This is a genomic window from Desulfovibrio legallii (genome assembly GCF_004309735.1).
Classification (GTDB): domain Bacteria; phylum Desulfobacterota; class Desulfovibrionia; order Desulfovibrionales; family Desulfovibrionaceae; genus Desulfovibrio; species Desulfovibrio legallii.
The window spans coordinates 57,352-79,113 of sequence record NZ_SIXC01000001.1 but is presented as its reverse complement, the minus strand read 5'-3'; the positions used below and the strand labels follow the sequence as shown (position 1 = coordinate 79,113).

The window sequence follows — 21,762 nt, the reverse complement described above, 5'->3', positions numbered from 1 at the left end:
CCGGCAAAAAAATCCTGGCACAAAAAATGCTTCACCTCCGGTACGCGACCAGCACAGCCGTGCAGCGGCAAAAACCGCCGCCGGCGTCTTTTTGCAGGAGGCCCCATGAGCATATCCAGCATCAGCAGCAGCTACACCAGCGCTCTGTACCAGTGGCAAAACCAGCAGCTTACCAGTTCGGGCAGCACCAGTTCGCAGAGCTCCACCGGCAGCAGCCTGAGTAGCCTGCTCGGCAGCTACTCCATCACCAGCCAGGTTTCCAGCATGGTGGAGCTGACCCAGTATGCCATGGACGCCATGGGCCTGTCTGACGACAGCCGGGTGACCTTCAACCAGATCCTCAAGTACCGCGACCAGCTCACCAGCGAATTTAACGCCAGCGTGCAGGAAGGCCTCGCGGACCTGGGGGTGAGCGACCCAGAAGGCGTCACCTTCACCCTGGCGGCGGACGGCAGTCTGACCGCCAGCAGCAGCAACGCCGCAGACCAGAAAAACGTCCAGTCCTGGCTTACGGCCAACCCCGACCTGGGCACAAGCCTGCGTGCCGCCCTGACTGCGGCTGGTGTGGATGCCGACGCCGCCGTAAGTATGACCGTGGACAGCAAAGGCGCGCTCACTGCCGCGTCTGTGGGCGACGCCACGGACGCCGCCAGCCTGGCCACGGCGCAATCTGTGCTGCATACAAGCGCACTGGGGTCCACCCTGTACTCCGGCATGACCGACCTGGGCGTGGACGCCGACGCCACTTTCACCATACAGGTCAACGACGACGGCACCGTCACCATTGCCGGCGCAGGCGACGACACCGAAGAAATCCAGCGCTTCTTTGACAACAATCCGGATCTGGTCAAAAAATACCGGCAGATCGATGCTCTCTCCGGTCTGGACGACGCCCGCAAGGCCCTGCAGGTCTCCCCTTCGGAGCTGCGCAAGCGCATTCAGGTGGAATCCATGGCCGCCTGGTGGTCTTCATCCGACAGCGCCAGCTCCTACTTCGGCAACTACAGCGATACGGACGGCCTCTCCCTTCTCGCTGGTCTCAATCTAAGTGTATAACTGGATATTTTTATGGATGAAGGGGAACTTTTGCGAGCAAAAGTTCCCCTTCATCCATAACCCCATCCCTGCAAAAAGCGCTTCTCTCTGCACCTGGCGGACGGCAGGCGTGAACAGGGAATGCGAACCCTGAAGTAGCCTGGTTGTTCTGGAGCAGATTATCTTTGCAAATAGGTATTCTCAGAGGTAATGGCACGCTCGTTCCGGCGCTTAACCGCACAAATACATAGCGCTGCTGTCTTCATCTGTAACTTCCTTTGTCGTAACGGGCCAAGCGCCTGCGCCGCAACGGCTGAAGCTGCGCTTGCGTCTCCACGACGGGCGTCTGCTTACGAACCGCCAGGGCATTGCAACGGAGAATGCCCTATTGCAGCTTCTGATGCAGAAGCTGATTGACCAGGGCGGGATTGGCCTTGCCCCTGGTAGCGCGCATAACCTGCCCCACAAAAAAACTCATGAGCTTGGTCTTGCCGCCCCTGAAGGCGGCCACCTCGTCGGGATTCTCGGCCAGCACCGTGTCCACGGCGGCTTCCAGCGCGCCCGTATCCGAAATCTGGCCCAGGCCCTTTTCCCGCACATAGGCTTCAGGCATGGCCCCGCTACGGAACAAATCACCGAAGATGTCGTTGGCGATCTTGGCGCTGATGACGCCCTTGTCCACCAGCGTGACCAGTTGGGCCAGGGCCTCCGGTTTCATGGCCCAGTCTGCGGCATCTGCGGGGTTGCGGTCATTGGCGTGGCATTCCCGCAGCAACGGGCCGAGAATAAAGTTGGCCACTTTGCGGGGCTCGGCCTTCTGTGCTGCGGCCTCGAAAAAGTCCGCCAGACCGCGCCCCTGCACCAGCACCTCCACTTCCGCCTCAGCCAGGCCGGTCATGGCCGCAAAACGCCGGGCGCGGGCCTGGGGCAGCTCCGGCAGGGAGGCGCGCCAGGCTTCCAGGTCTTCTGCCGCAATTTCCACGGGCAAAATGTCCGGGTCCGGAAAATAACGGTAGTCGTGGGCTTCCTCCTTGCTGCGCATGGAGGCCGTGCTGTTTTTGGCCGCGTCGTAGAGGCGCGTTTCCTGCACTACGCTGCCGCCTTCGTCCAGCACGTCCTGCTGGCGGGCGATCTCGTACTCAATGGCCCGTTGCACGTTGCGGAAAGAGTTGAGGTTCTTGAGCTCCGTGCGCGTGCCAAAGGCCGTCTGCCCCACGGGCCGCAGCGAAACGTTGGCGTCGCAACGAAAGCTGCCCTCTTCCATATTGCCGTCGCACACGCCCAGATAAGTGACAATACTGTAGAGCGTCTTGAGATAGGCCACAGCCTGGGCCGCGGAACGCATGTCCGGCTCCGAAACGATTTCCACCAGGGGCGTGCCTGCGCGGTTCAAGTCCACATAGCTCAGGTTTTCGCCCTGGGCGTGGATGTTCTTGCCCGCGTCGTTCTCCATGTGGATGCGGGTGATGCCGATGCGGCTCACCCGGCCGTCGGCCTCAATATCCAGATAACCCTGCTCGCAAATGGGCAGCTCAAACTGCGAAATCTGATAGCCGGCGGGCAAATCCGGATAAAAATAATTTTTCCGGGCGAAAACGGAACGCCGGTGCACCGTGCAGTTGGTGGCCAGGCCCACCAGGGCAGCGTAGTGCACTGCCTGGCGGTTGGGCACGGGCAGGGCCCCAGGCATGCCGGCGCAGACTTCGCAGACGTTGGTGTTGGCGGGCTGCCCAAAGGTGGTGGGGCAGGAACAGAACAGCTTGGAGGCCGTGGCCAGTTGCACGTGCACTTCCAGGCCGATGACGACTTCATACGCGGCCATAAATACCCTTACTCCTCAAGCGGGGCCACGCCCCGTGGTTGCGTCCTTGTCCGCCCGCGCGGCGGCCTGCGCGGCAGCCTCAGCGGGTGATGCTGGCGTCAAAATATTTGCCCACCCCATATTCGCCCCGGCGGAAGAACAGGTGGGGCGCGGGGCCAATGATCTGCATCTCACGATTCCTGGCCTGCACCTCCATGGCGATGCGCATTTCCTTGGTGCAGCCCGTGGAGAAGGTGGCGTCCTTGCCGGACCAGCGCGGCGGCACCTTGCGCCCCAGCAGGGCGAAGCTCTCTTCAATGTCTTCAACAGTCTGAAAACGCCAGACGTCGATAAAACCACTGCGCTGCACCTGCTCCCACATATACATGAGGTCGTCGCCGTCCATGCCGTCCACAAAGTGCTCCGCAGGATTGATGATTAGAATATTATCCATTTTTTCGCGCAGACTGTCCACAAAGGCCCGCACCAAGGCAATGGCCGTGGCCGTTTCGCCGGGGATACTGCCGATAATGCAGCTGTAAAACATAACCGTGCGGCCCTGCGCCTTGGCCGCGCGCATGGTGGCGATAATGCCTTCCGCATGGCTGGTGATGTCGGCCTCGCCGCATTTGCGCACGCCTGGGGCGTGGGGCCGCAGCCTGAGGTGAAAGCCCGCCTCGTCCACCCAATAGCAGAGCACGTCGCGCGTAAAACTGTGGCTCGTGCCCAGCAACACGTCCGCACAGCGCCAGCCTTTGCCCAGCACGCAGTCCGCCTCCTTCCAGGCGCGGGAAAAAGTGACGGAGACGCGGTAAAGGTTCAGCCGCTCGCGGGTGCCGTCGCTGATGACCACCAGGCGGTGTTCGCGCAAGTGGCGCAGCAGCTCATTTTTGCCCAGGTTGTTGTCGTGCAGCACGATGCCGCCCTGCAGCAGCGGCTGGACGGCCGGGTCGCTGACCATGTCTTCCACTGTGGGCGCAAAAAAATAGAAGCCTTCCTTGACGGCAAAAATAACCCGATGCCCCATGCGCATGAGGCTGCGGACCATAAGCAGGTCCAGGGCCAGACCGCCCTCCGCGTCGCACAAAAAAAGCACAGTGTTCTGTCGGCGGGCCGCAGCGGCAAAATACCCCCGCAGGCTGTCGGCAACGGCCCTGGCTTGTGCAAAGGCCGCGCGCGTTTCCTCTTCGGTGGGGGCGCTCTCCAGCCAGCGCCGCGAATGGGCGGAAAGGCAAAGCAGGCGCACCAGCTCGGCGTAGTCCAGTGCGACGCGAGCCTCGTCCATGTTGCCGGGGGTAAAATCTTCAGGCACGGCCCCCAGCGCACTGCTGACGGCCGGGCTCTCAGCCAGCTGCAGCTGCTGCCCGACAGAGGCGCGCCGCCACTCCCGCCAAGGGTCGTCCAGTCCGCCCTCCTGCGCCAGCACCAGATTGGTCATACGTTTGACCAGCCGCGAAGGAATAAGCGTGCCCTGGGCCACATACTGCGTGAAACGGTAGCGACAAAACTGCAGCAACCGCTGCCGCCGGGGCCGGTCCAGCCCAAAGGAACGCACCAGCCGCATGATGATGCGCCAGGAACGGTTATACTGTCGGCGCAGGTCCGGCAGTGTTTGCGAGGCGCAGAGCAAGGCAAAGGTGGCGTCTGAACAAGGCAGATAAACCTGATCCTGCCCCAGATGCACCATAAAGGCCAGCTGTTCCGGGCTGGCGATGATGTCGGGATTCATGTGGAAGGCCAGGTTGTTGTCAATGAGCATGCTGTAAAGCCATGCGTCAAAGCGATCATTCTGGCCAAGACGGATGCGGCTCACGGACTCCGGCGCCGCGAAGCCGTTGCTCATGCCCTGCCCCCGCTCAGTCCGCCGGGCGCGCCCTGCAGCACAAATCCGCGGGAACGCAACCGCTCAAAAAAGCAGGTGCCTTCACCCATAAACTGCACAGCAGCGGGCAGCCCCGCCACCCGCACCACGTCGCCGCGCTCCAGCAGCATGCCTTCCTGGCCGTCCGCCGTGAGATAACAGTCGGTGGAACCCTGCAGTATTTCTATGGTCACAGACGTATTCCCATCAAACACCATCGGGGCAATGGTATTCAAAAAAGGGCAGATAGGCACAAGACCCAGAGCGTCCATGGAGGGATAAAGCAAAGGCCCCCCCGCGGATACGCTGTAGCCGGAGCTGCCGATGGGCGTACAGATGATTACGCCGTCGCTGCGCAGGGCCCCCATGTGCACGCCGTTGACGGCAATTTCCATGCTCACCAGCCGGGCCAGGGAGCCGCGGCTCAACACCACATCGTTGACGCCGTGGCCGTGGGCCAGGTCTTTCCCCTGGCGGGTCACGGACCAGGTCAGGGCCATACAGGCGCGCACGGGCTCGTCTCCGTGCAGACACTCCACCAGCTTGTCCTGCCACTGCTCCGGCTGGGCGTCGGTCAAAAAGCCCACCCGTCCAAAATTGATGCCGAGCACCGGCACCTTGCGCCCCACCAGCCTGCGCGCCACACCCAGCATGGTGCCGTCGCCGCCGAGCACAGTCACAAAGCTCAGATCCTCTTGCGCATAGGCGGGGGAATCCTTCTCGGCCGTGATAACCGAGGCCCTGTGCCCCTGCTGACGCAACCAGGCGCCGATTTCTTCGCCCAATGCCAAAGCCTGCGCGTGGCGGGCCTTACAGACCAGAAGGATGTTGCGACTCGGTGGTTTTTTCATGCAGGCAATCTACGTTATAGCCGCTCCAACCGCAAGCCCGTTCCCGCTGTGCTTGTCAGCGGCGGGGCTTTGACATATGAATGGTGACTTCGTCATCCTGTTGCTAGAGGAAAGGCCATGCACGACACCGCTCTGGAAACCATCGCCGCGCACGCGGCCGCCGGCGCGCGCCTGCGTGAAGAATTTTTTCGTTTGCGGGCAGAAGACCTGCGCCAGGCCGCCCTGCGCACGGCGGCCTGCCTGGCCGGCGGCGGCAAGGTGCTGTTCTGCGGCAACGGCGGCAGCGCGGCGGACGCGCAGCACCTGGCTGCGGAGCTGGTCAACCGCTTTCTTATGGACCGCCCAGCCCTGCCCGGTCTGGCCCTGACCACAGACACCTCCGCCCTCACCGCCATTGGCAACGACCTGGACTTCAGCCGGGTTTTCGCCCGTCAGGTGGAAGCCTTCGGCCGCAGGGGCGACGTGCTGGTGGGCATTTCCACCTCCGGCAACAGCCCCAACGTGCTGGCAGCGCTGGAGGCGGCCCGCAAGGCAGGGTTGCACACCCTGGGCTTTACGGGCAACGGCGGCGGGGCCATGGCGCCCCTGTGCGACATTCTGCTGGATGTGCCCCACGCGGGCACCCCGCTTATTCAGGAAACGCACATCGCCGCCGGCCATTTACTTTGCCAGTTGACGGACTATTATCTGTTTGAGAATGTGGCCGCTCTGCAACCCTTGCTGGGAACGGCCAGCACAACCGAGGTCTGATCATGCCCATTTATGAGTACAGCTGCACCAAGTGCGGACACGATTTTGAAGAACTGGTCTTTGACGACAATCCGCCCGCCTGCCCCCACTGCGGTTCGCACGCCACGCACAAGCTCATGTCCTGCTGCGCCCACCGCGCGGGCGGCGCTGCCGACGGCGGCGATTACGCCCCGCCCTCCGGCAGCGGAGGCGGCTGCGCCGGGTGCTCCGGCGGCAACTGCGCAAGCTGCGGGCACTAGGCGGGCGGCATGCGCGCATCCATCGTCATCGCCACCCGCGGCAGCCAGCTGGCCCTCTGGCAGGCCAAGCACGTGAGCGCACGGCTCCGGGCCCTGCAGCCAGACCTTGAAGTAAAACTTGAAGTCATTAAAACCAAGGGCGACGTCATCCAGGACGTGCCCTTGGCCAAGGTTGGCGGCAAGGGCCTGTTTGTAAAGGAAATTGAAGAGGCCTTGCTGGACGGTCGGGCGCATCTGGCCGTACACAGCATTAAGGACGTGCCCATGGAGCTGCCCCCGGGGCTCATCCTGGGCTGCATTCCCCGTCGGGAAGAACCAGCCGATTGTCTGCTCTCCTGCCGGTATGCCGATTTGGCCGCCCTGCCGCAGAGGGCCTGCGTAGGCACCAGCAGCCTGCGCCGTCAGGCCCAACTGCTGGCCCTGCGGCCCGACCTGCGCATTGAGAGCCTGCGCGGCAATGTGGACACGCGTCTGCGCAAGCTGCGCGAGGGCCGTTACGACGCCATCATGCTGGCCACGGCCGGTTTGCGCCGCTTGGGCCTGGACGCGCCCCACGTCCAGATTCTGGACCCGGAACGCTTTCTGCCTGCCGTGGGTCAGGGCGCGCTGGGCATTGAATGCCGCGAGGACGCTACAGACCTTTTCCCTTTGCTGGCGCAGCTGGAAGACACCGCCACCCGCGTCTGCGTGGAAGCCGAACGTGGCTTTCTGGCCGGTCTCAACGGCGGCTGCCAGGTGCCCATTGCCGGGCACGCCCGGCTGCTTTCGGACGAGGCCGTGAGCCTCACAGGCCTGGTGGCGCAGGTGGACGGCAGTACGCTCCTGCGTGAAAGCGTCAGCGGGCACACGTCGCTGGCGCGCCAACTGGGCCTGGACCTGGCAGCAACGCTTTTATCCAGAGGCGGCCGCGCCATTCTGGATCAACTTTATCAGCAATAATCAGCAAGAACCGCATGCCCACCATTACTCCCCTCCCCACCTCCCGGCTGCACGCCACCTTTGATCCCGCCCGCGTGCCCTGGGAAGACAGCCGCCAGATTCCGCAGCCGCGCAACGGGCGGCGCAATCCTTTTCAGCCCCGCGCCATGCAGGCCCTGGACCTGGCCCTGCAGATCAAGGCCCAGGGCTACAACGTTTATGTTTCCGGCGATCCGGACCTGGGGCGCAGCCATATGCTGCTCACCTATCTGCGGCCGCAGGCCCGCAAAGCGCCCATCCCGCCGGATCTGGTCTATGTGCACAATTTTGCCGATCCGGACCGCCCCACCCTGCTGCCCCTCCCTGCCGGACAGGGTATAAAGTTCAAGCAAAGCCTTAAAAACCTGGTGGAGCAGATCGAACAGGAACTGCCCCGCCGTTTTGAAGCCGGCGCATACGTCAAACGCCGCGCCCGGCTGGTGGACACCTTCCAGAACGCCCGCCTGGGGCTGTTGCGCAAGATGAATTCTGTGGCCGTGGACAAGGGCTTTAACCTGGACATGGACGACAGCGGCGGCCTGACCCTCTACCCCCTGGTGGAAGGCAAGCGTCTGAGCGAAGAGGAGTTTGACCGCCTGGACAGCACGGTTCGGCTCAAGCTCAAAAGCCGGGGCGACACTCTGGTCCAGGCTATGTCCGGTTTTATGCGGCAGCTGAGCCGGGCCGAGGAAACCCTGCAGGACGGCGAACGTGACCTGGAGCGCGAGGCCTTGGGCCAGGTGCTGGATGCTTTGCTGAATCCCCTGCGCCAGCGTTTTCTCAAGATCTGCGCCCAGGTTCCCGGCCTGGAGGCCTATTTCGACGCCCTGCGCGCGGACATGCTCAAAAACCCCGAAGCATTTCTGCAGCGCGAGGCCGCGGCCGGCCCAGGCGACCACAGCCAGGCCGACGACGTGCTTTACCGCTATGCGGCCAACCTGTTGGTGGACAACAGCGCCCTTACGGGTGCGCCTGTGGTGGTGGAGGACCACCCCACTGCCGTGAACCTGCTGGGTTGCGTGGAACGCGAGTCGGAAATGGGCGCGCTGGTCACAGATTTCACTCTCATCCGGGCGGGCAGCCTGCACCGGGCCAACGGCGGTTTTCTGGTCCTGCATGTGGAGGATCTGCTGCAGCACCCCACGGCCTGGGAAGGACTGCTGCGCGCCCTGCGCGCCAATGCCGCCCGCATTGAAGATGCGGGCGAAAATCCGGATACGGCCATCCGCACCAAGGGCATTGTGCCGGACCCCGTGCCCCTGACCCTCAAGGTGCTGCTCATCGGCGACGACGAACTTTACGAAACCCTGCTGCTCAACGACGAGCGCTTCCCCAAGCTCTTCCGCATCAAGGCCCACATGGCCGAAGTCACGGAGCGCACGGCCGCCAATGTCCGCGCCTACCTCATCCATGTGGCCGTCATGATCACAGAGGATGACCTGCCGCCCTTTGACCGCACGGCCCTGGCTTGGCTTATCGACCTGGGTTCGCACCTCTGTGAGGATCAGCGTCGGCTTTCCCTGCGCTTTCCGCTCTTGCGCGAAATCATGATTGAAGCTGCAGCGCTGGCCCGCCTGCGCGGCGCACCCATGGTGGACGCGGCCGTGCTGGAAGAAGCCTACGCCGCCCGCACCTACAGGGCCAATCTGGTGGAAGAAGCCTTCATGGAGGACTACGACCGCGAGATGATCAAGGTGCGCACTTCGGGCAGCGCCGTGGGGCAGGTCAACGGGCTTTCCGTCACTTGGCACGGCGATTTTGAGTTCGGCCTGCCGCACCGCATTTCCTGCTCTGTAGGCGTGGGGCATGAGGGCATTATGGACCTGGAACGCGAGGCCGAATTGGGCGGCCCCATCCACACCAAGGCCATGATGATTCTCAAAAGCTATCTCACGGACCAATTCGCCCGCAAAAAGCCGCTGGTGCTTTCGGCCTCGCTCTACTTTGACCAGAGCTATGCGGGCATTGAAGGCGACAGCGCCTCCGGCGCAGAGCTGGCCGCCCTGCTCTCGGCGCTGGCCGAAGTGCCCGTGCGCCTGGACCTGGCCTTTACCGGCGCGGTGAACCACACCGGACAAATCCTGGCCGTGGGCGGCGTCACCAGCAAGATCGAGGGCTTTTACAAAGTCTGCGCCCGGCATGGCCTCACCGGCACGCAGGGCGTGATCATCCCCCACGATAATGCCGACCACCTCATGCTGGCCCCAGACGTGTTGGCAGCCGTAGACCAGAGCCGTTTTGCCATCTATACCGTGCGCAGCATAGAGGAGGCCCTCACCCTGCTTACAGGTCTGTCCGTGGGCCGTCGCCTCAAAAACGGCGGCTTTACCCGCAACAGCCTTTACGACAAGGTAGACCGCCGTCTGGAGCAACTGGGCGACTACGCCCAGAACGCCTTCCGTCGGCCGCGCCGGAGTTAGGGCATTGCAATTTTGAAAAGCCTCGCGGTTACGTACGCAACCGCCCGCCACGGAGACGCAAGCGTAACTTCAGCCGCTGTGACGCAGGAGCTTGGCCCGTTACGACGAAGGAAGTTACGGGCCAAGACGCCGGCTAGAGCATTTAACACTTGAAATGCTCGCTTACGGCAGGCAAAAGCCTGCCTTCTCGCATTTCGTGGCAAGGATTTTCAAAAAAATCCTTGCAGAGCAATTAGCTCATTTCATTCGCTAATTGCTCTAGCTGCGGCTGAAGACAGCGCCGGAACGGGCTGCCGTAACCTTTGAGAATACCTATTCTCAGCGGAGGAGGAAGTTTTTTAGCCCTTTTCCCCCGCACTCTGCGCAATTTTTATTTCTGATCCGAACAGTCAGGTTCTTCAGGCAGGGAGGCAAGGGGCAACTTTCTGCAGTTATATCCGCCTGACGTGGCTGCTGCCGGGCTGCGTTTGCGGCTTTGTCGCCCTGCGCCGTTGCCGGAGCATTTACGCCGCATTTTTCAAACCAGAAGCCCCGGTAATCCTCTGCGGACCACCGGGGCTTCTGTGACCAAACAGCCCGTATCCTCAGCGCGGCTGCAAAAGCTCCTGACGCGAAACCGTGCCCAGAAAATTCTGATCCACATACTGCCAGCGCACCTGCGGCAGCGTGCCCGCCTGCGCGCCCTGCCCGTCCGCCGGAGCGGGGCCCACCACAAAGGCCTCACGGGCGCGTTGCTCAAAGGCCCGCAGCAGATCCGTGCCGGGAATTTCCAGTGTGGGCTGATCAGCCAGTTCCGCCGGAAGGGGCTCGCGGTATTCCAGCACGATCTTGTCGCGGTCAAAATTGGCCCGCGCCGCAAACTGACGCACCAGCCAGGCCGTGGGCTGACCGCTCTTGTCGGCATCCGCACCGGCAAAAGCCGCAAAGGGGTCACGCGGGCCGCGCACAATGGCGGTACTGACCTGGAAGCCCACGTCGCCCAAAAGCTCTACGCCGGGGTCTACGCTGAAAGGCCGCCGACTCGCGCCGTCCCAGAACCAGCCCTGCGGCACTTCGGCATGGGCCACAATGGCCAGCGGGCCTTGCGGCGCGCCCGCGCCATACACGGCCAGCCAGACCCGCACGGGCAGACCGCCCACCATGTCTGTATCGGCAAGCTGGATGTGCCAGCGCCCATTGCCCAGCAAGGGCAACTGCGCCGCCCGCACGCTGATGGCAGGGCGCGCGGTGGAAATATATGCGCCGTCCAGCACACCGCGCCGCTCCGCCTGGACACAGCCCAGCGCCAGTGCGCCGCACAGGACCGCCCAGCACAGCAAAAACTTTTTCATATGTCCTCCTGGCGGACCTTCTGGCCGCCCTGTCCCAGCATACGGCAAGCCGCCCCCACTGGCAACGGACGGCGCCAAGGCCTGTGGGCGTCATCACGGGTCTGTCTCAAAAAAAAGGATAACGGCCTGCAGAAAACGCTTGCCCCTGTCTTTGGTGTAAACCCGAGCCGGCTTGCCCCCGTCTTTGGTGTAGAGCCACCCGTGTAGCGCTCCGAAGCGCTTGCTGGCCTGATGCAAAAGACGCCGCAGGTTCTGTGCCTGCGGCGTCTTGCTTTTTTTGGTCGGGATGGCGCGATTTGAACGCGCGGCCTCAGCGTCCCGAACGCTGCGCTCTAGCCAAGCTGAGCCACATCCCGTCGAGAAAGGGAACATAAGCAAGTCAGTCCTTTTTTGCAAGCTATTTTTTCGTTTGTAAAATGGAACAGGCTTTAGTAGTATGCACACCACCATCAAGGACGAAATTTCTTGCCAAGCGAGCACAACGACATGATCCGCGTTATTGTGGTGGATGATTCAACCTTTATGCGCCGGGCCATCACCTCTCTGCTGGAACAGGAGCAGGACATCAAGGTGGTGGCCACCGCCCCCGATGGGCAGGCGGCGCTGCAAATTGTCGATGAAGTGGAAGCCGACGTCATGACCCTGGATGTGGAAATGCCCCGGCTGGGTGGGCTGGAAACCTTGCAGAGGCTGATGAAGACCAACCCCATGCCGGTGCTGATGATCAGCTCCCTTACGGAAAGCGGCGCCGAAAGCACCCTGAAGGCCCTGGAATACGGAGCTCTGGACTTCATCCCCAAGATCATGAGCAACGAGCGCGAAGTTTTTGGCGCAGAGCTGCGGCGCAAAGTGCGCGCCCTGGCCCGCAGAAAAGCCATTATCCGGCTCAAATACCGGCGCATCAACCACATCCCGGCGCCGCAGCCCCGCTGGCAGCCTTCGCAGCCTGCGGATTATGTGCAGACCCCCTGCCTGGGCCCGCGCGATCTGGTGGTCATCGGCGTTTCCACAGGAGGGCCGCCGGTGGTGCAAAAAATTCTTTCCTCCTTGCCGGCGGATCTGCCCGCCTGCATTCTGGTGGCCCAGCACATGCCGGCTACCTTTACGGGCCCCTTTGCCAAAAGGCTGGACAACGTCTGCCAGATTGACGTGAGCGAAGCAGTGGACGGCGACAAGTTTAAAATAGGGCACGCCTATGTCTGCCCCGGCGGCAAACATATCGGCATCCGCATGCGCGGCCCCTTGCCGGAGGTTTCCGTAACCGAGGAACCGCGCGACGCCCTGTACAAGCCCACGGTCAACCTGCTTATGGAAACGGCAGGCCGGACCATGGGCCGCCGCACCCTGGGCGTCATGCTTACGGGCATGGGCTCGGACGGTTGCGAAGGCGCACGGGTGCTGCGAGAAAAAGGCGGCTGCCTCATCGCCCAGAATGAGGCCTCCTGTGTGGTCTACGGCATGCCCAAGGCCGTGGTGGACGCCAAACTGGCCAACCTTATCCTGGATGCGGACGACATTGCCAAGGCCATCATTACAACCGTTAAAGGCTGACCCGCACCGCCACAGGACAGAAGTATGAACATGGAAAACCCTCACCCCCAGGCCCAGGAAATCGTGGAGGCCCTCAGCTCCGCAGACAGCGAAACCATTCGGGACGCGGCTTTCAAAGCCGGAGATCTGGGCTTGGAAGAGGCCGTGCCCCAGCTCTGCGAGCTGATCAAAAGCCCCAGTGTGGGCGTGCAGGAGGCCGCGGAATACGCCCTGCGCAAAATCCGGGGGCCACAGGTGGTGGGCGCTCTGCTCCCCCTGCTGCGCAGCGACGAGGCCCCGGTGCGCAATGTGGCTATGGACATACTGCGCGAAATCGGCGTGGACAGCATTGAAAGCATGCAGCCGTACCTTATGGATGAAGACCCGGACCTGCGCATCTTCATCACCGACATTCTGGGCTACTGCCGCACCCACCAGGCCTCGCTGCTGCTGGGGCGCGCCCTGCTCAAAGATCCGGAAGTCAATGTGCGCTATCAGGCGGCCGTGAGTCTAGGCAATCTGGCTTTTCCCGAAGCCGTGGGCGTGCTGGTGCAGGCCATGCACGACGAGGAATGGGTACAGTTTGCCGTGGTGGAGGCTCTGGCCAAAATCCGCGACCACTCCGCCGCCAGCGGGCTCGTCAAACTGCTGCCCCAGGCTTCGCCCCTGGTCAGTTCGGCCATTGTGGACGCCTTGGGCGATATGGGCGACGTCAAGTCCATTCCCCTGCTGTTCGGCTCGCTGGAAAACGTCAGCGTGCCCCTTCGGCACAAAATCGTCAAAGCCATAGTGCAGATTCTGAGCGGCAAGGCCCTTTCCCTGCTGGCAAACAAGGCGCAGGAACGCCTGCGCGCCTACCTTGCCGAGGCCCTGAGCGACAACGACGAAGATGTCCTCATGGCCGCTCTGCAGGGCCTGCGCAGCATCGGCAAAGCGGAAAACACGGCCCCGGTCCTCAGCCTGGCCGTTAGCCTGGACAAAGAACGCCAGCCGGAACTTTATGAAGCCGCCATTGCGGCGCTGGCCGCCATTGGCTACAACGACGCCCTGCGCGACGCCCTGCGCTGTAAAGACGAAAACCGCATTCTGGTGGCCATGGACGCCTGCCGCCTCATCCATGACCATGAGCCGGTAGAAGAGCTCAAACAGGTCTTCTGGCGCGGCAGCCAGGAACTCAAACGCGCCGCCATGACGGAAATCGCCCAGACCGGCGACTGCACGGACACGCCGTTTTTCATGTCCGCCATGGAAGAATCCGACGACGCCGAAGTGCTCAAAAGTGCCCTGGTCTTTTTCGGCAATCAGCACGCCTGCCCGGAAGTGGAGGACGTGGTCTTCAATCAGCTGGACCATCGCTATGTGGATGTACAGGAAATGGCCCTGGAAGCCTGCATCAATCTGCACAGCGCCACCCTCAACCAACGCTTTAAAGAACGTGCGGGCAACGACGACCCCATGCAGCGCATGATGGCCGTCTACGCTCTGGGCCGCTACAGCGTGCGGGAAAATCTGCCCCAGATTTTGGCCGCTCTGGAGGATCCCTCCCCCAGGGTCCGGCAGGTGGCTGTGGAGTCCTTCCAAAATCTGGGAACGGAAGCCGCGACCTTTGTGCCGCAGCTGCTGCCCAGGCTGCACGATGAAGACAAGGACGTGCGGCTGGCCGTAGTGGATCTGCTGGGCCAGATCGGTTCCCCGGACGTCATGCCCCATATTGTGGACGCCCTGAAGGACGCCAACGAATGGGTACGCATCCGGGCCATCGAAGCCCTGGGGCTGCACAAAGCGGCGGAAGCTGTGCCCACCCTGGCCCAGATGCTGGAGGACGCCAGCCCCATGGTGGCCTTCAAGATTATTGAAGCGCTGGGCGCCATCGGCGGCAATGTGGCCTTCAGCGTCCTTCTGGGTATGATGGACCACGAAGATCCGGAAATTCAGCACGCTGCGGCGGAAGCGGTGGCGGCCATACAGGCCCAACAGCAGGAGTAGGTATGTCCCAACCTCCCACATTCCCTCCCAAAAAACTGCCGGGTGAAGTCGACGCCGCCCCCCGTGCGGAAACGCCGGGAACACCGGCCCCCAGCCCCGCACCGCGCTTTCCGGCGTCCGTTGTTCCAGCAGCTCCGGCTCCAACGCCGCAGACGCAGACGGCCCCGACAAGCCGCTTCGGCGCGCCCACAGCGCCCCAGTCCACGACCGGCAGCCGTTTTGGCGCGCCTGCGTCGCCCCAGATGCCCCCAAGCAACCGCTTCGGCGCGCCTGCAACGCCCGCCGGGGGGGGGGCACCATCCTGGCAGCCTGCCCCCCGTCCGACGCCAGGCACGGATCAGGGCCGCAGCCCCCTTCCCGCCGCCGGCCAGACCGCGGCCCCAAGCGCCATGGGCCAACAGCGGCCGTGGCAGTCGCCTGGCGGCCACACGCCCCAGGGCCAAACATTGCCCCGCAGCCCTTTGGGTCAAACATCGCCGCGCACGCCCGCAGCGGCGCAAAGCCCTTTTTCCGGCGGTACGGGACAGCGCTTTACCGGCTTTCCCAAGGCAGACACGGACGTTCGTCCTCCCACATCGCCTCTGGGCGGCGCAACGCGCCCCGCCACGGGTTTTGCGCCCGCCGGTTCGCCCCTGAACAGCCCCACTTCGCCCAGCTCTGCCTTTCGCCCAGCCGGCAGCACACTGCCCGGGACGCCCCGCGCCACCTCCCCCTTTCGCAAAGATTTGCAGATTTCGGATGAAGAATTTCTGCAACTGCGCGATTTTATCTACCTGCAGTGCGGCATTTTTATTGCTGAAAACCGCAAATACCTGGTAGAAAACCGGCTTTCCAACCGCATCAAGGATCTCAACCTCAAAAGTTACGGAGAATATTACAATTATCTGCGCTTTGACGCCAATCGGCGCACAGAACTAAACAAACTTTTTGAGGTGGTCACCACCAACGAAACCAGCTTCTTCCGCAATCCGCCGCAGTTGGAAGTCTTTCAGAAAAACGTGCTGCCCGAAATCCTCGACCGTCAGCGCAAAACAGGGCACAAGCGTCTGCGCATCTGGTCCGCCGGCTGCTCCACGGGCGAAGAGCCGTACACCCTGGCCATCATCCTGCACGAGGTGCTCAAGGGCGAGGTTGCAGCCTGGGACATCAAAATCACGGCCAATGACCTCTCCTCCGCGGTGCTGGCTGCGGCCCGGCGCGGGGTCTATAACGAATACGCTCTGCGTACCACCCCCAAAGAAATAACCGGGGCGTATTTTTCCAAGGAAGGCGCGCTCTACCGCATCAAACCAGAGCTGCAGCGCATGGTCGCCTTTGGTCAGATCAACCTGAACGACAAAGAACAGCTGCGCCGGGTGGAGAAATCCCAAATCGTCTTTTGTCGCAACGTCATTATTTATTTTGACGACGAAATGAAACGTAAGGTCATCAACGCCTTTTACGACAATCTGGAACTCAACGGCGCGCTGCTCATCGGGCATTCCGAATCGCTGCACAACATCAGCCGCGCCTTTCATCTAGAGCACTACAAGGGGACCATCGTTTACCGGAAACTGAGCTGACGCCGCACCATGAACGCAAAAATCCTGGCCGTGGCCAATCAGAAAGGAGGCGTCGGCAAAACCACCACMTCCCTGAACTTGGGCGGAGCCCTGGCGCGACAGGGCAAAAAAGTCCTGTTGCTGGACTTGGACCCGCACGCCTGCGCTACTCTCAATGCGCGCATCTACCCGGAGGACATGGGGCTGAGCCTGCACGACATTTTTCTGGCCAGGGAAGAAGACTGGCCGGTCCTCTGGCCGCAGGTGACCCATGTGGACGCGCTGGAAGGCATGGACGTGGCGCCGGGCAACATACGGCTTTCAGAGCTGGAGGTGGATTTCAGGGAAAGGCGGGGCAAAGGCGGCGTCCTGGCCCGCAGCCTGGCCGAGCAACGCCGGAACTACGATTTTATTGTGCTGGATTGTCCGCCGCATGTGGGCATTCTGCTGGTTAACGCCCTGGTGGCTGCGGATTTGCTTATCATTCCCATCCAGACGGATTTTCTGGCCCTGCACGGTTTGAAGCTGCTTTTCGATACCCTGCACACCCTGCGCCGGGCCCTGGGCAGACCCATCCGTTACCGGGCCGTGCCCACCATGTACGACAAGCGGGCCAAGGCCTGCACCAAGGTGCTGGAGCTTATGCGGAACAAAATGGATGGAGCGCTGTTTTCCACCATCATCGGGGTGGACACGCATTTTCGCGAGGCCAGCGCCCGCGGCTGCACCATTTACGGCGTTGACGCCCATTCCCGCGGGGCACGCGCCTACGAATCCCTGGCGGAAGAAGTGCTCGCCCTATGGTAACCACCACGCCTGAAGAATATTTTGCCGCCCAGACTCTGGATATGCCCCCGGAGGACGCCGAAGCGCCCCTGAATGCTGCAGAACGGGCCTTTGTACAAAAATATCTGGGGGGCGAACTTCTGGAAGCCATGCCCGTGCAGGCTCCACAAACCGCCCTGCCCGGTCTGGGCGGCAGGTCCACTGCGACAGCGCGGGCAAAACAGCCGACGGGCACAGCAGCTCCGGGCACGCCGGAAGCCTTGACCAAAGCCTCTCTGCGTACGCGCCTGGCCGCTGCGGAACAGCTGCAAATGGTTTCCTTTTATGTGCGGGAACAAATTTTTCTGCTGCCCGTACCAATTATTGTGGAGGTACTGCGGCACTTGCCCCTGACCCGGCTGCCCCTGGCACCGGCCTTTGTGGCCGGTGTGGTCAACCTGCGGGGGCGGGTCACGCCGCTGCTGCATCTGGATACGCTGCTCACCCTGAATGCCCAGGGCAGCTACACGCCGCAAAGCTGCATTATTGTCTGCGGCGCGGACGATATGCAGCTGGGGCTTATTGTGGACAAGGTGCACAGCATGTACAGCCTGCGGCAAGCACAGGTTACCTGGAATGCCGAAGCCCTTTTGGGGGCCGGCGCGGAATTTTTATGCGGCATGGCGGAGATTGACGAACGCCTCCACGGCATTGTGGACCCGGAAAGCATTGTAAAAAAGGTTCTGGAAGGCTGATGCTCCGGCCTGTCCGGCCCTGCGGGCTTGCCAGCGGGAGGGAAACCTTTTATCATTCTTTAGTTTTTTTCTAGAGCAATTTCACGTTGAATTTGCTCGGCGACTGCGTGGGCAGGTGCCCGCCACAAAGGCGCGCAGCTTCCTGGCGCGGCACGCGTCGGGTGGGGCAGTATACCGGTTTTGTGCATCCGCATCATCAACATTCAACCGCTCTGGAACAGATTGCCCTTACGCAGAGATGTCCTCAGCGTTTACGGAATGTCCGCCGTGACGCCACAGCGCAGACACGTTGCGCTTGGGCCCCTGTTGCGGGCTTTGCCCGCACGGCCGCCGGAACATTGCAGCGGCAAGCGCGGCGGCAACTCCCCTGAGAAGGGCGCGGCGGCGGAGGTTGCTCCCACGGCTCTTGCGGACGACCGCCGGCAAACAACCGATGACGGGAAACAACATTATGAAAAAACACATCATGGTCGTTGACGACTCCAAAACCATCCGCAACCTGGTGGCCTTTGTGCTTAAAGGCGAGGGCTTCAGGGTCAGCACTGCCGAGGACGGCCTGGATGCCATTGAAAAGCTCTACGGCCTGGACCCTGTTGACCTGATTGTTTCAGACGTCAATATGCCGCGCATGGACGGCTTTACCTTTATTAAGACGATCCGCGCCCAGGACGCCTACAAAGATATTCCCATCATTGTCCTTTCCACCGAGGGGCAGGAAAAAGATATCCAGACCGGCATGAGCCTTGGCGCCAATCTGTATATGGTCAAACCGGCCCAGCCCGAAAAAATGGTCCGCAACATAAAGATGCTGTTGGGTTAGCCGATAAGGAAACCAACAGGTGACCATCCCGGCCGCCGTGGCGTTGCAGACAAGGGTGTGGGTATGAGCCAGGACTTTTTCGATCCGGAACTTTTTGCCGACTTTATTGCGGAAGCCAAAGAACATCTGGAGACCATCGAGCCCAATCTTCTGGAGCTTGAAAAATCCCCGGACAATCTGGCGTTGCTCAATGAAATTTTTAGGCCCATGCACTCCCTCAAGGGCGCATCGGGCTTTCTCGGGCTCAACCGCATCAACCAGATGGCTCACAAGTCCGAAAATATTCTGGATGCTCTGCGCAAAGGCAGCATGGTGGTCACTCCGGCAATCATGGATGTCATTCTGGCCGCCACCGACGCCCTGCGCCAGATGATCGACAATCTGGAGGCCTCCAACGCCGAGGGCGACGTGGCCATTGAACCCATCATGGCCCAGATCGACGCCATAATGGCCGGTGACGCGCCCGAAACCGCCCCCGTCGCGCAGGCGCCGGAACCGTCTGTGCAGGCTGTCCAGGAGCCACAGCCGGACCCCGCTCCCGCGGCGCCCGCAGAGCCGTCCCCCACAGCAGAGGCTGCATCCACAAGCGCCGCAGCCGACCACGGGGAACAGCTCCGGAACCAGGGTCTGAGCGGTAAGGAGTGGGTCGCCACCCTGCCGGCCAAACCCGTTTACGCGCTTACAGCCTTTGGCGAGGGGCACCTCAAAGATTTTATCGATGAATCTTCAGAAATTATTGAAAATCTGAATAACGGTCTTCTGGAACTGGAAGAAAACCCCACCGGCAAAACAGATCTGGTCAACGACCTCTTCCGCTTCTTCCACAATATGAAGGGCAACAGCGGCATCATCGGCTACAACGAGCTCAATGCCCTGACCCACGAGGCCGAAACGCTGCTCAACAACGTGCGGCAAGGCAAAATCACCCCCAGCCATGAGCTCATCGATCTGCTCCTGCTGGTGGTGGACATGATGGAAGCCCTGGTCCAGAAAATCGACGTGAGCAGTGGGCAGGTGACCCCCTTTGAAACCGAACCCGTGGTGCGCCAGCTGCAGGCGGCCCTGGCCGGGGGGCCCGTTGCCCTGCCCGATGAGCTGCTGACAGCCCAGGGCAACGGGCAGGCAGACCCGGAGGCCCCCCCTGCTGAGGAGCCGGAACCGGCAGCACAGGAAGCCGACCACCCAGTGGAAGTGGTGTCGCCCACCATCATCCCGGTAGGCTCCGAGGGTGACGACGCTGAGGCCTTTCGCGTCACCGTGCGCCAGCAGATGGAAATCATCCACGCCGCATTGGAAACCCTGAAAAAAGACGGCACGCACAAGGATTCCATCGACGCCATCTACCGTTGCCTGGTAGCCGTCAAAAACGCCTGCGGCTTCATGGGCCTCACGGACATCAAAGTCTATGCCGAGCGCACCGCCGGCATCGTGGACCAGGGCCGCACCAGCGGCATCGATTTTGGCCTTATGGTAGACCTGCTTTCGCAAGAGGTGGCCATCATTAATGATATGGTGGATAAAGCCCTGGCCGAAGGCAAGGCCGTGCATGTGGATGCGCCGGAAGAACCCGAGACTCCCCCCGTGAGCCCTGCTGCGGCCAAGCCCGCTGCGGCTGCGACCGCTCCGCAGGCAGCCGACCCCACGCCTTCCGCCCCCAAACCCGTTGCGCCCAGGCCGGCGGCGTCCCCTGCGCCCAAACCCGCAGCCGCCAAGCCGGGCGCGCCTGCAGGTAAGGCCGGCGCGCCCGGCGTGCCGGAACACAAAAGTTCTTCCACCATCCGCGTGGATCACGAACGCCTGGACCACCTGATGAACCTCATCGGTGAGCTCATTATCAACCGCAACCGCTACACGCTCATTGCCCGCTCTCTGGAAGACAGCGGGCACGACGTGGACATTTCTCAGGTGGCGCAGAGCCTTTCCGAAACCACCTATGCCATGGCGCGCATTTCCGACGATTTGCAGGATACCATCATGAAGGTGCGCATGGTGCCCGTCTCTTCGGTCTTTTCGCGCTTTCCGCGCCTGGTGCGCGACCTTTCCCGCAAAAGCGGCAAAGAAGTGGACCTGGTTATGGAGGGCGAGGAAACGGAACTGGATAAAAGCGTGGTGGAAGTCATCGGCGATCCCTTGGTCCACCTCATCCGCAATTCCGTGGACCATGGCATTGAGCCTGAAGAAGAACGCGTGGCCGCCGGCAAGCCGCCCCACGGCAAAGTGACCTTGCGGGCCTTCCACAAAGGCAACTCCGTGGCCATTGAAATTGAAGACGACGGCAAGGGCATTGACCCGGCCAAGATGCGCGAAGTGGCCGTACACAAGGGCCTCATGTCCGCTGAAGAGGCYGCCCAGCTGGACGACCGCGAAGCCATTGAGCTTATTTTTGCCCCTGGTTTTTCCTCGGCCGAAAAAATCACCGATATTTCCGGACGCGGCGTGGGCATGGACGTAGTGCGCACCAATATCAAAAACCTCAAAGGCAGTGTGAGCACCCACTCCGAAGTGGGCAAAGGCACCCGCTTTACCCTCAGCCTGCCCCTGACCCTGGCCATTATCGACGCGCTCATGGTCAACGTGTCCGGCCAGATGTACGCCATCCCCCTGGACGCCGTTTCAGAAACCACCAAGATTGAAGCCGTGCGCCTGACCGACGTCAAAGGGCGCAAGGCCGTCACCTTGCGCGGTGAAGTCCTGGGCGTGGTGGAACTGGCCGAAATGTTAGGCCTGCCACGCACAGACCCCTTGCCCGAAGTCCTTGCTGTGGTGGTCATCCATGATAATGATCGCCGCCTGGGCCTGGTGGTGGACCGTCTTCTGGAACGTCAGGAAATCGTCATCAAACCCCTGGGCGCCTACCTGGGCGATCTCAAGGGCATCTCCGGCGCCACCATCATGGGCGACGGTTCCGTCATCCTTATCCTGGACCCGCACGAGGTCTACCTCATGGCCACCTCCAAAGCCGCGTCCATAGCTCCGGGCGGCGCCGAGACGGCCAAACAGCCCGCCCCACGCCCGCAGGCGTAGCTAGAAAGGGCGGCATAGGTTGTTAGAGGAAGGAAATTTGTGAGCACTTTTGTTTTGGCCCGTAACCAGCATTGCGGCCTTTGCCCGTAACGCCCT

16 protein-coding genes and 1 tRNA gene are annotated in these 21,762 nt (G+C 62.0%); 12 read left to right on the top strand and 5 right to left on the bottom strand.

The features are described from left to right. The first annotated feature begins 105 nt into the window (after positions 1-105). Complete coding sequence (locus EB812_RS00325) at positions 106-1,056, top strand: hypothetical protein (RefSeq protein WP_130957696.1); 951 nt, start codon at positions 106-108, stop codon at positions 1,054-1,056. 364 nt (positions 1,057-1,420) lie between these two features. Here EB812_RS00325 and gatB read toward each other — a convergent pair whose 3' ends face one another. The 3 genes from gatB to EB812_RS00310 all read right to left on the bottom strand — a co-directional run bounded on the left by gatB (position 1,421) and on the right by EB812_RS00310 (position 5,548). Beyond that, complete coding sequence (gatB, locus tag EB812_RS00320; RefSeq protein WP_118229023.1) at positions 1,421-2,857, bottom strand: Asp-tRNA(Asn)/Glu-tRNA(Gln) amidotransferase subunit GatB; 1,437 nt, start codon at positions 2,855-2,857, stop codon at positions 1,421-1,423. A 79-nt stretch (positions 2,858-2,936) separates the two neighbouring features. After that, positions 2,937-4,679, bottom strand: coding sequence for an ARMT1-like domain-containing protein (locus EB812_RS00315; RefSeq protein WP_130957695.1), 1,743 nt, complete (start codon positions 4,677-4,679; stop codon positions 2,937-2,939). Further along, on the bottom strand, positions 4,676-5,548 hold the full coding sequence (locus EB812_RS00310) for an NAD(+)/NADH kinase (protein WP_118229025.1): 873 nt from the start codon (positions 5,546-5,548) through the stop codon (positions 4,676-4,678). Before EB812_RS00310 ends, EB812_RS00315 begins: the two co-directional genes overlap by 4 nt. A gap of 117 nt (positions 5,549-5,665) precedes the next feature. Between EB812_RS00310 and EB812_RS00305 the strand changes: the two genes are divergently transcribed. Genes EB812_RS00305 through EB812_RS00290 form a run of 4 tightly spaced genes read left to right on the top strand, consistent with a single transcriptional unit; the run spans position 5,666 to position 9,914 of the window. Next, positions 5,666-6,298, top strand: coding sequence for a D-sedoheptulose 7-phosphate isomerase (locus tag EB812_RS00305; RefSeq protein ID WP_118229026.1), 633 nt, complete (start codon positions 5,666-5,668; stop codon positions 6,296-6,298). Positions 6,299-6,300: 2 nt separating this feature from the next. After that, positions 6,301-6,537: an FmdB family zinc ribbon protein gene (locus EB812_RS00300; RefSeq protein ID WP_118229027.1), complete on the top strand. Its 237-nt coding sequence runs from the start codon at positions 6,301-6,303 to the stop codon at positions 6,535-6,537. Positions 6,538-6,546: 9 nt separating this feature from the next. Beyond that, positions 6,547-7,476, top strand: a complete 930-nt coding sequence (gene hemC / locus EB812_RS00295) for a hydroxymethylbilane synthase (protein WP_130957694.1) — start codon at positions 6,547-6,549, stop codon at positions 7,474-7,476. A 14-nt stretch (positions 7,477-7,490) separates the two neighbouring features. Next, positions 7,491-9,914: a Lon protease family protein gene (locus EB812_RS00290; RefSeq protein ID WP_130957693.1), complete on the top strand. Its 2,424-nt coding sequence runs from the start codon at positions 7,491-7,493 to the stop codon at positions 9,912-9,914. A 584-nt stretch (positions 9,915-10,498) separates the two neighbouring features. Here EB812_RS00290 and EB812_RS00285 read toward each other — a convergent pair. Both EB812_RS00285 and EB812_RS00280 read right to left on the bottom strand, forming a co-directional pair. Beyond that, positions 10,499-11,245, bottom strand: a complete 747-nt coding sequence (locus tag EB812_RS00285; protein WP_130957692.1) for a DUF4851 domain-containing protein — start codon at positions 11,243-11,245, stop codon at positions 10,499-10,501. Between the two features lie 278 nt (positions 11,246-11,523). Then, positions 11,524-11,601 (bottom strand) — tRNA-Pro (locus EB812_RS00280). Positions 11,602-11,731: 130 nt separating this feature from the next. Here EB812_RS00280 and EB812_RS00275 point away from each other — a divergent pair. The 7 genes from EB812_RS00275 to EB812_RS00245 all read left to right on the top strand — a co-directional run bounded on the left by EB812_RS00275 (position 11,732) and on the right by EB812_RS00245 (position 21,666). Beyond that, positions 11,732-12,796, top strand: a complete 1,065-nt coding sequence (locus EB812_RS00275; protein WP_118229031.1) for a protein-glutamate methylesterase/protein-glutamine glutaminase — start codon at positions 11,732-11,734, stop codon at positions 12,794-12,796. A 24-nt stretch (positions 12,797-12,820) separates the two neighbouring features. Beyond that, positions 12,821-14,761, top strand: coding sequence for a HEAT repeat domain-containing protein (locus EB812_RS00270; protein WP_118229032.1), 1,941 nt, complete (start codon positions 12,821-12,823; stop codon positions 14,759-14,761). Between the two features lie 683 nt (positions 14,762-15,444). Further along, entirely contained in the window at positions 15,445-16,323 is an 879-nt protein-coding gene (locus tag EB812_RS00265; protein ID WP_242621151.1) for a CheR family methyltransferase, read from the top strand. A 9-nt stretch (positions 16,324-16,332) separates the two neighbouring features. Then, complete coding sequence (locus EB812_RS00260; RefSeq protein WP_118229034.1) at positions 16,333-17,109, top strand: ParA family protein; 777 nt, start codon at positions 16,333-16,335, stop codon at positions 17,107-17,109. Then, on the top strand, positions 17,103-17,822 hold the full coding sequence (locus EB812_RS00255; RefSeq protein WP_118229035.1) for a chemotaxis protein CheW: 720 nt from the start codon (positions 17,103-17,105) through the stop codon (positions 17,820-17,822). Before EB812_RS00260 ends, EB812_RS00255 begins: the two co-directional genes overlap by 7 nt. Before the next feature lie 451 nt (positions 17,823-18,273). After that, positions 18,274-18,642, top strand: coding sequence for a response regulator (locus EB812_RS00250; RefSeq protein ID WP_118229077.1), 369 nt, complete (start codon positions 18,274-18,276; stop codon positions 18,640-18,642). Positions 18,643-18,705: 63 nt separating this feature from the next. After that, on the top strand, positions 18,706-21,666 hold the full coding sequence (locus tag EB812_RS00245) for a chemotaxis protein CheA (RefSeq protein ID WP_130957691.1): 2,961 nt from the start codon (positions 18,706-18,708) through the stop codon (positions 21,664-21,666). The last annotated feature ends 96 nt before the right edge of the window (positions 21,667-21,762 follow it).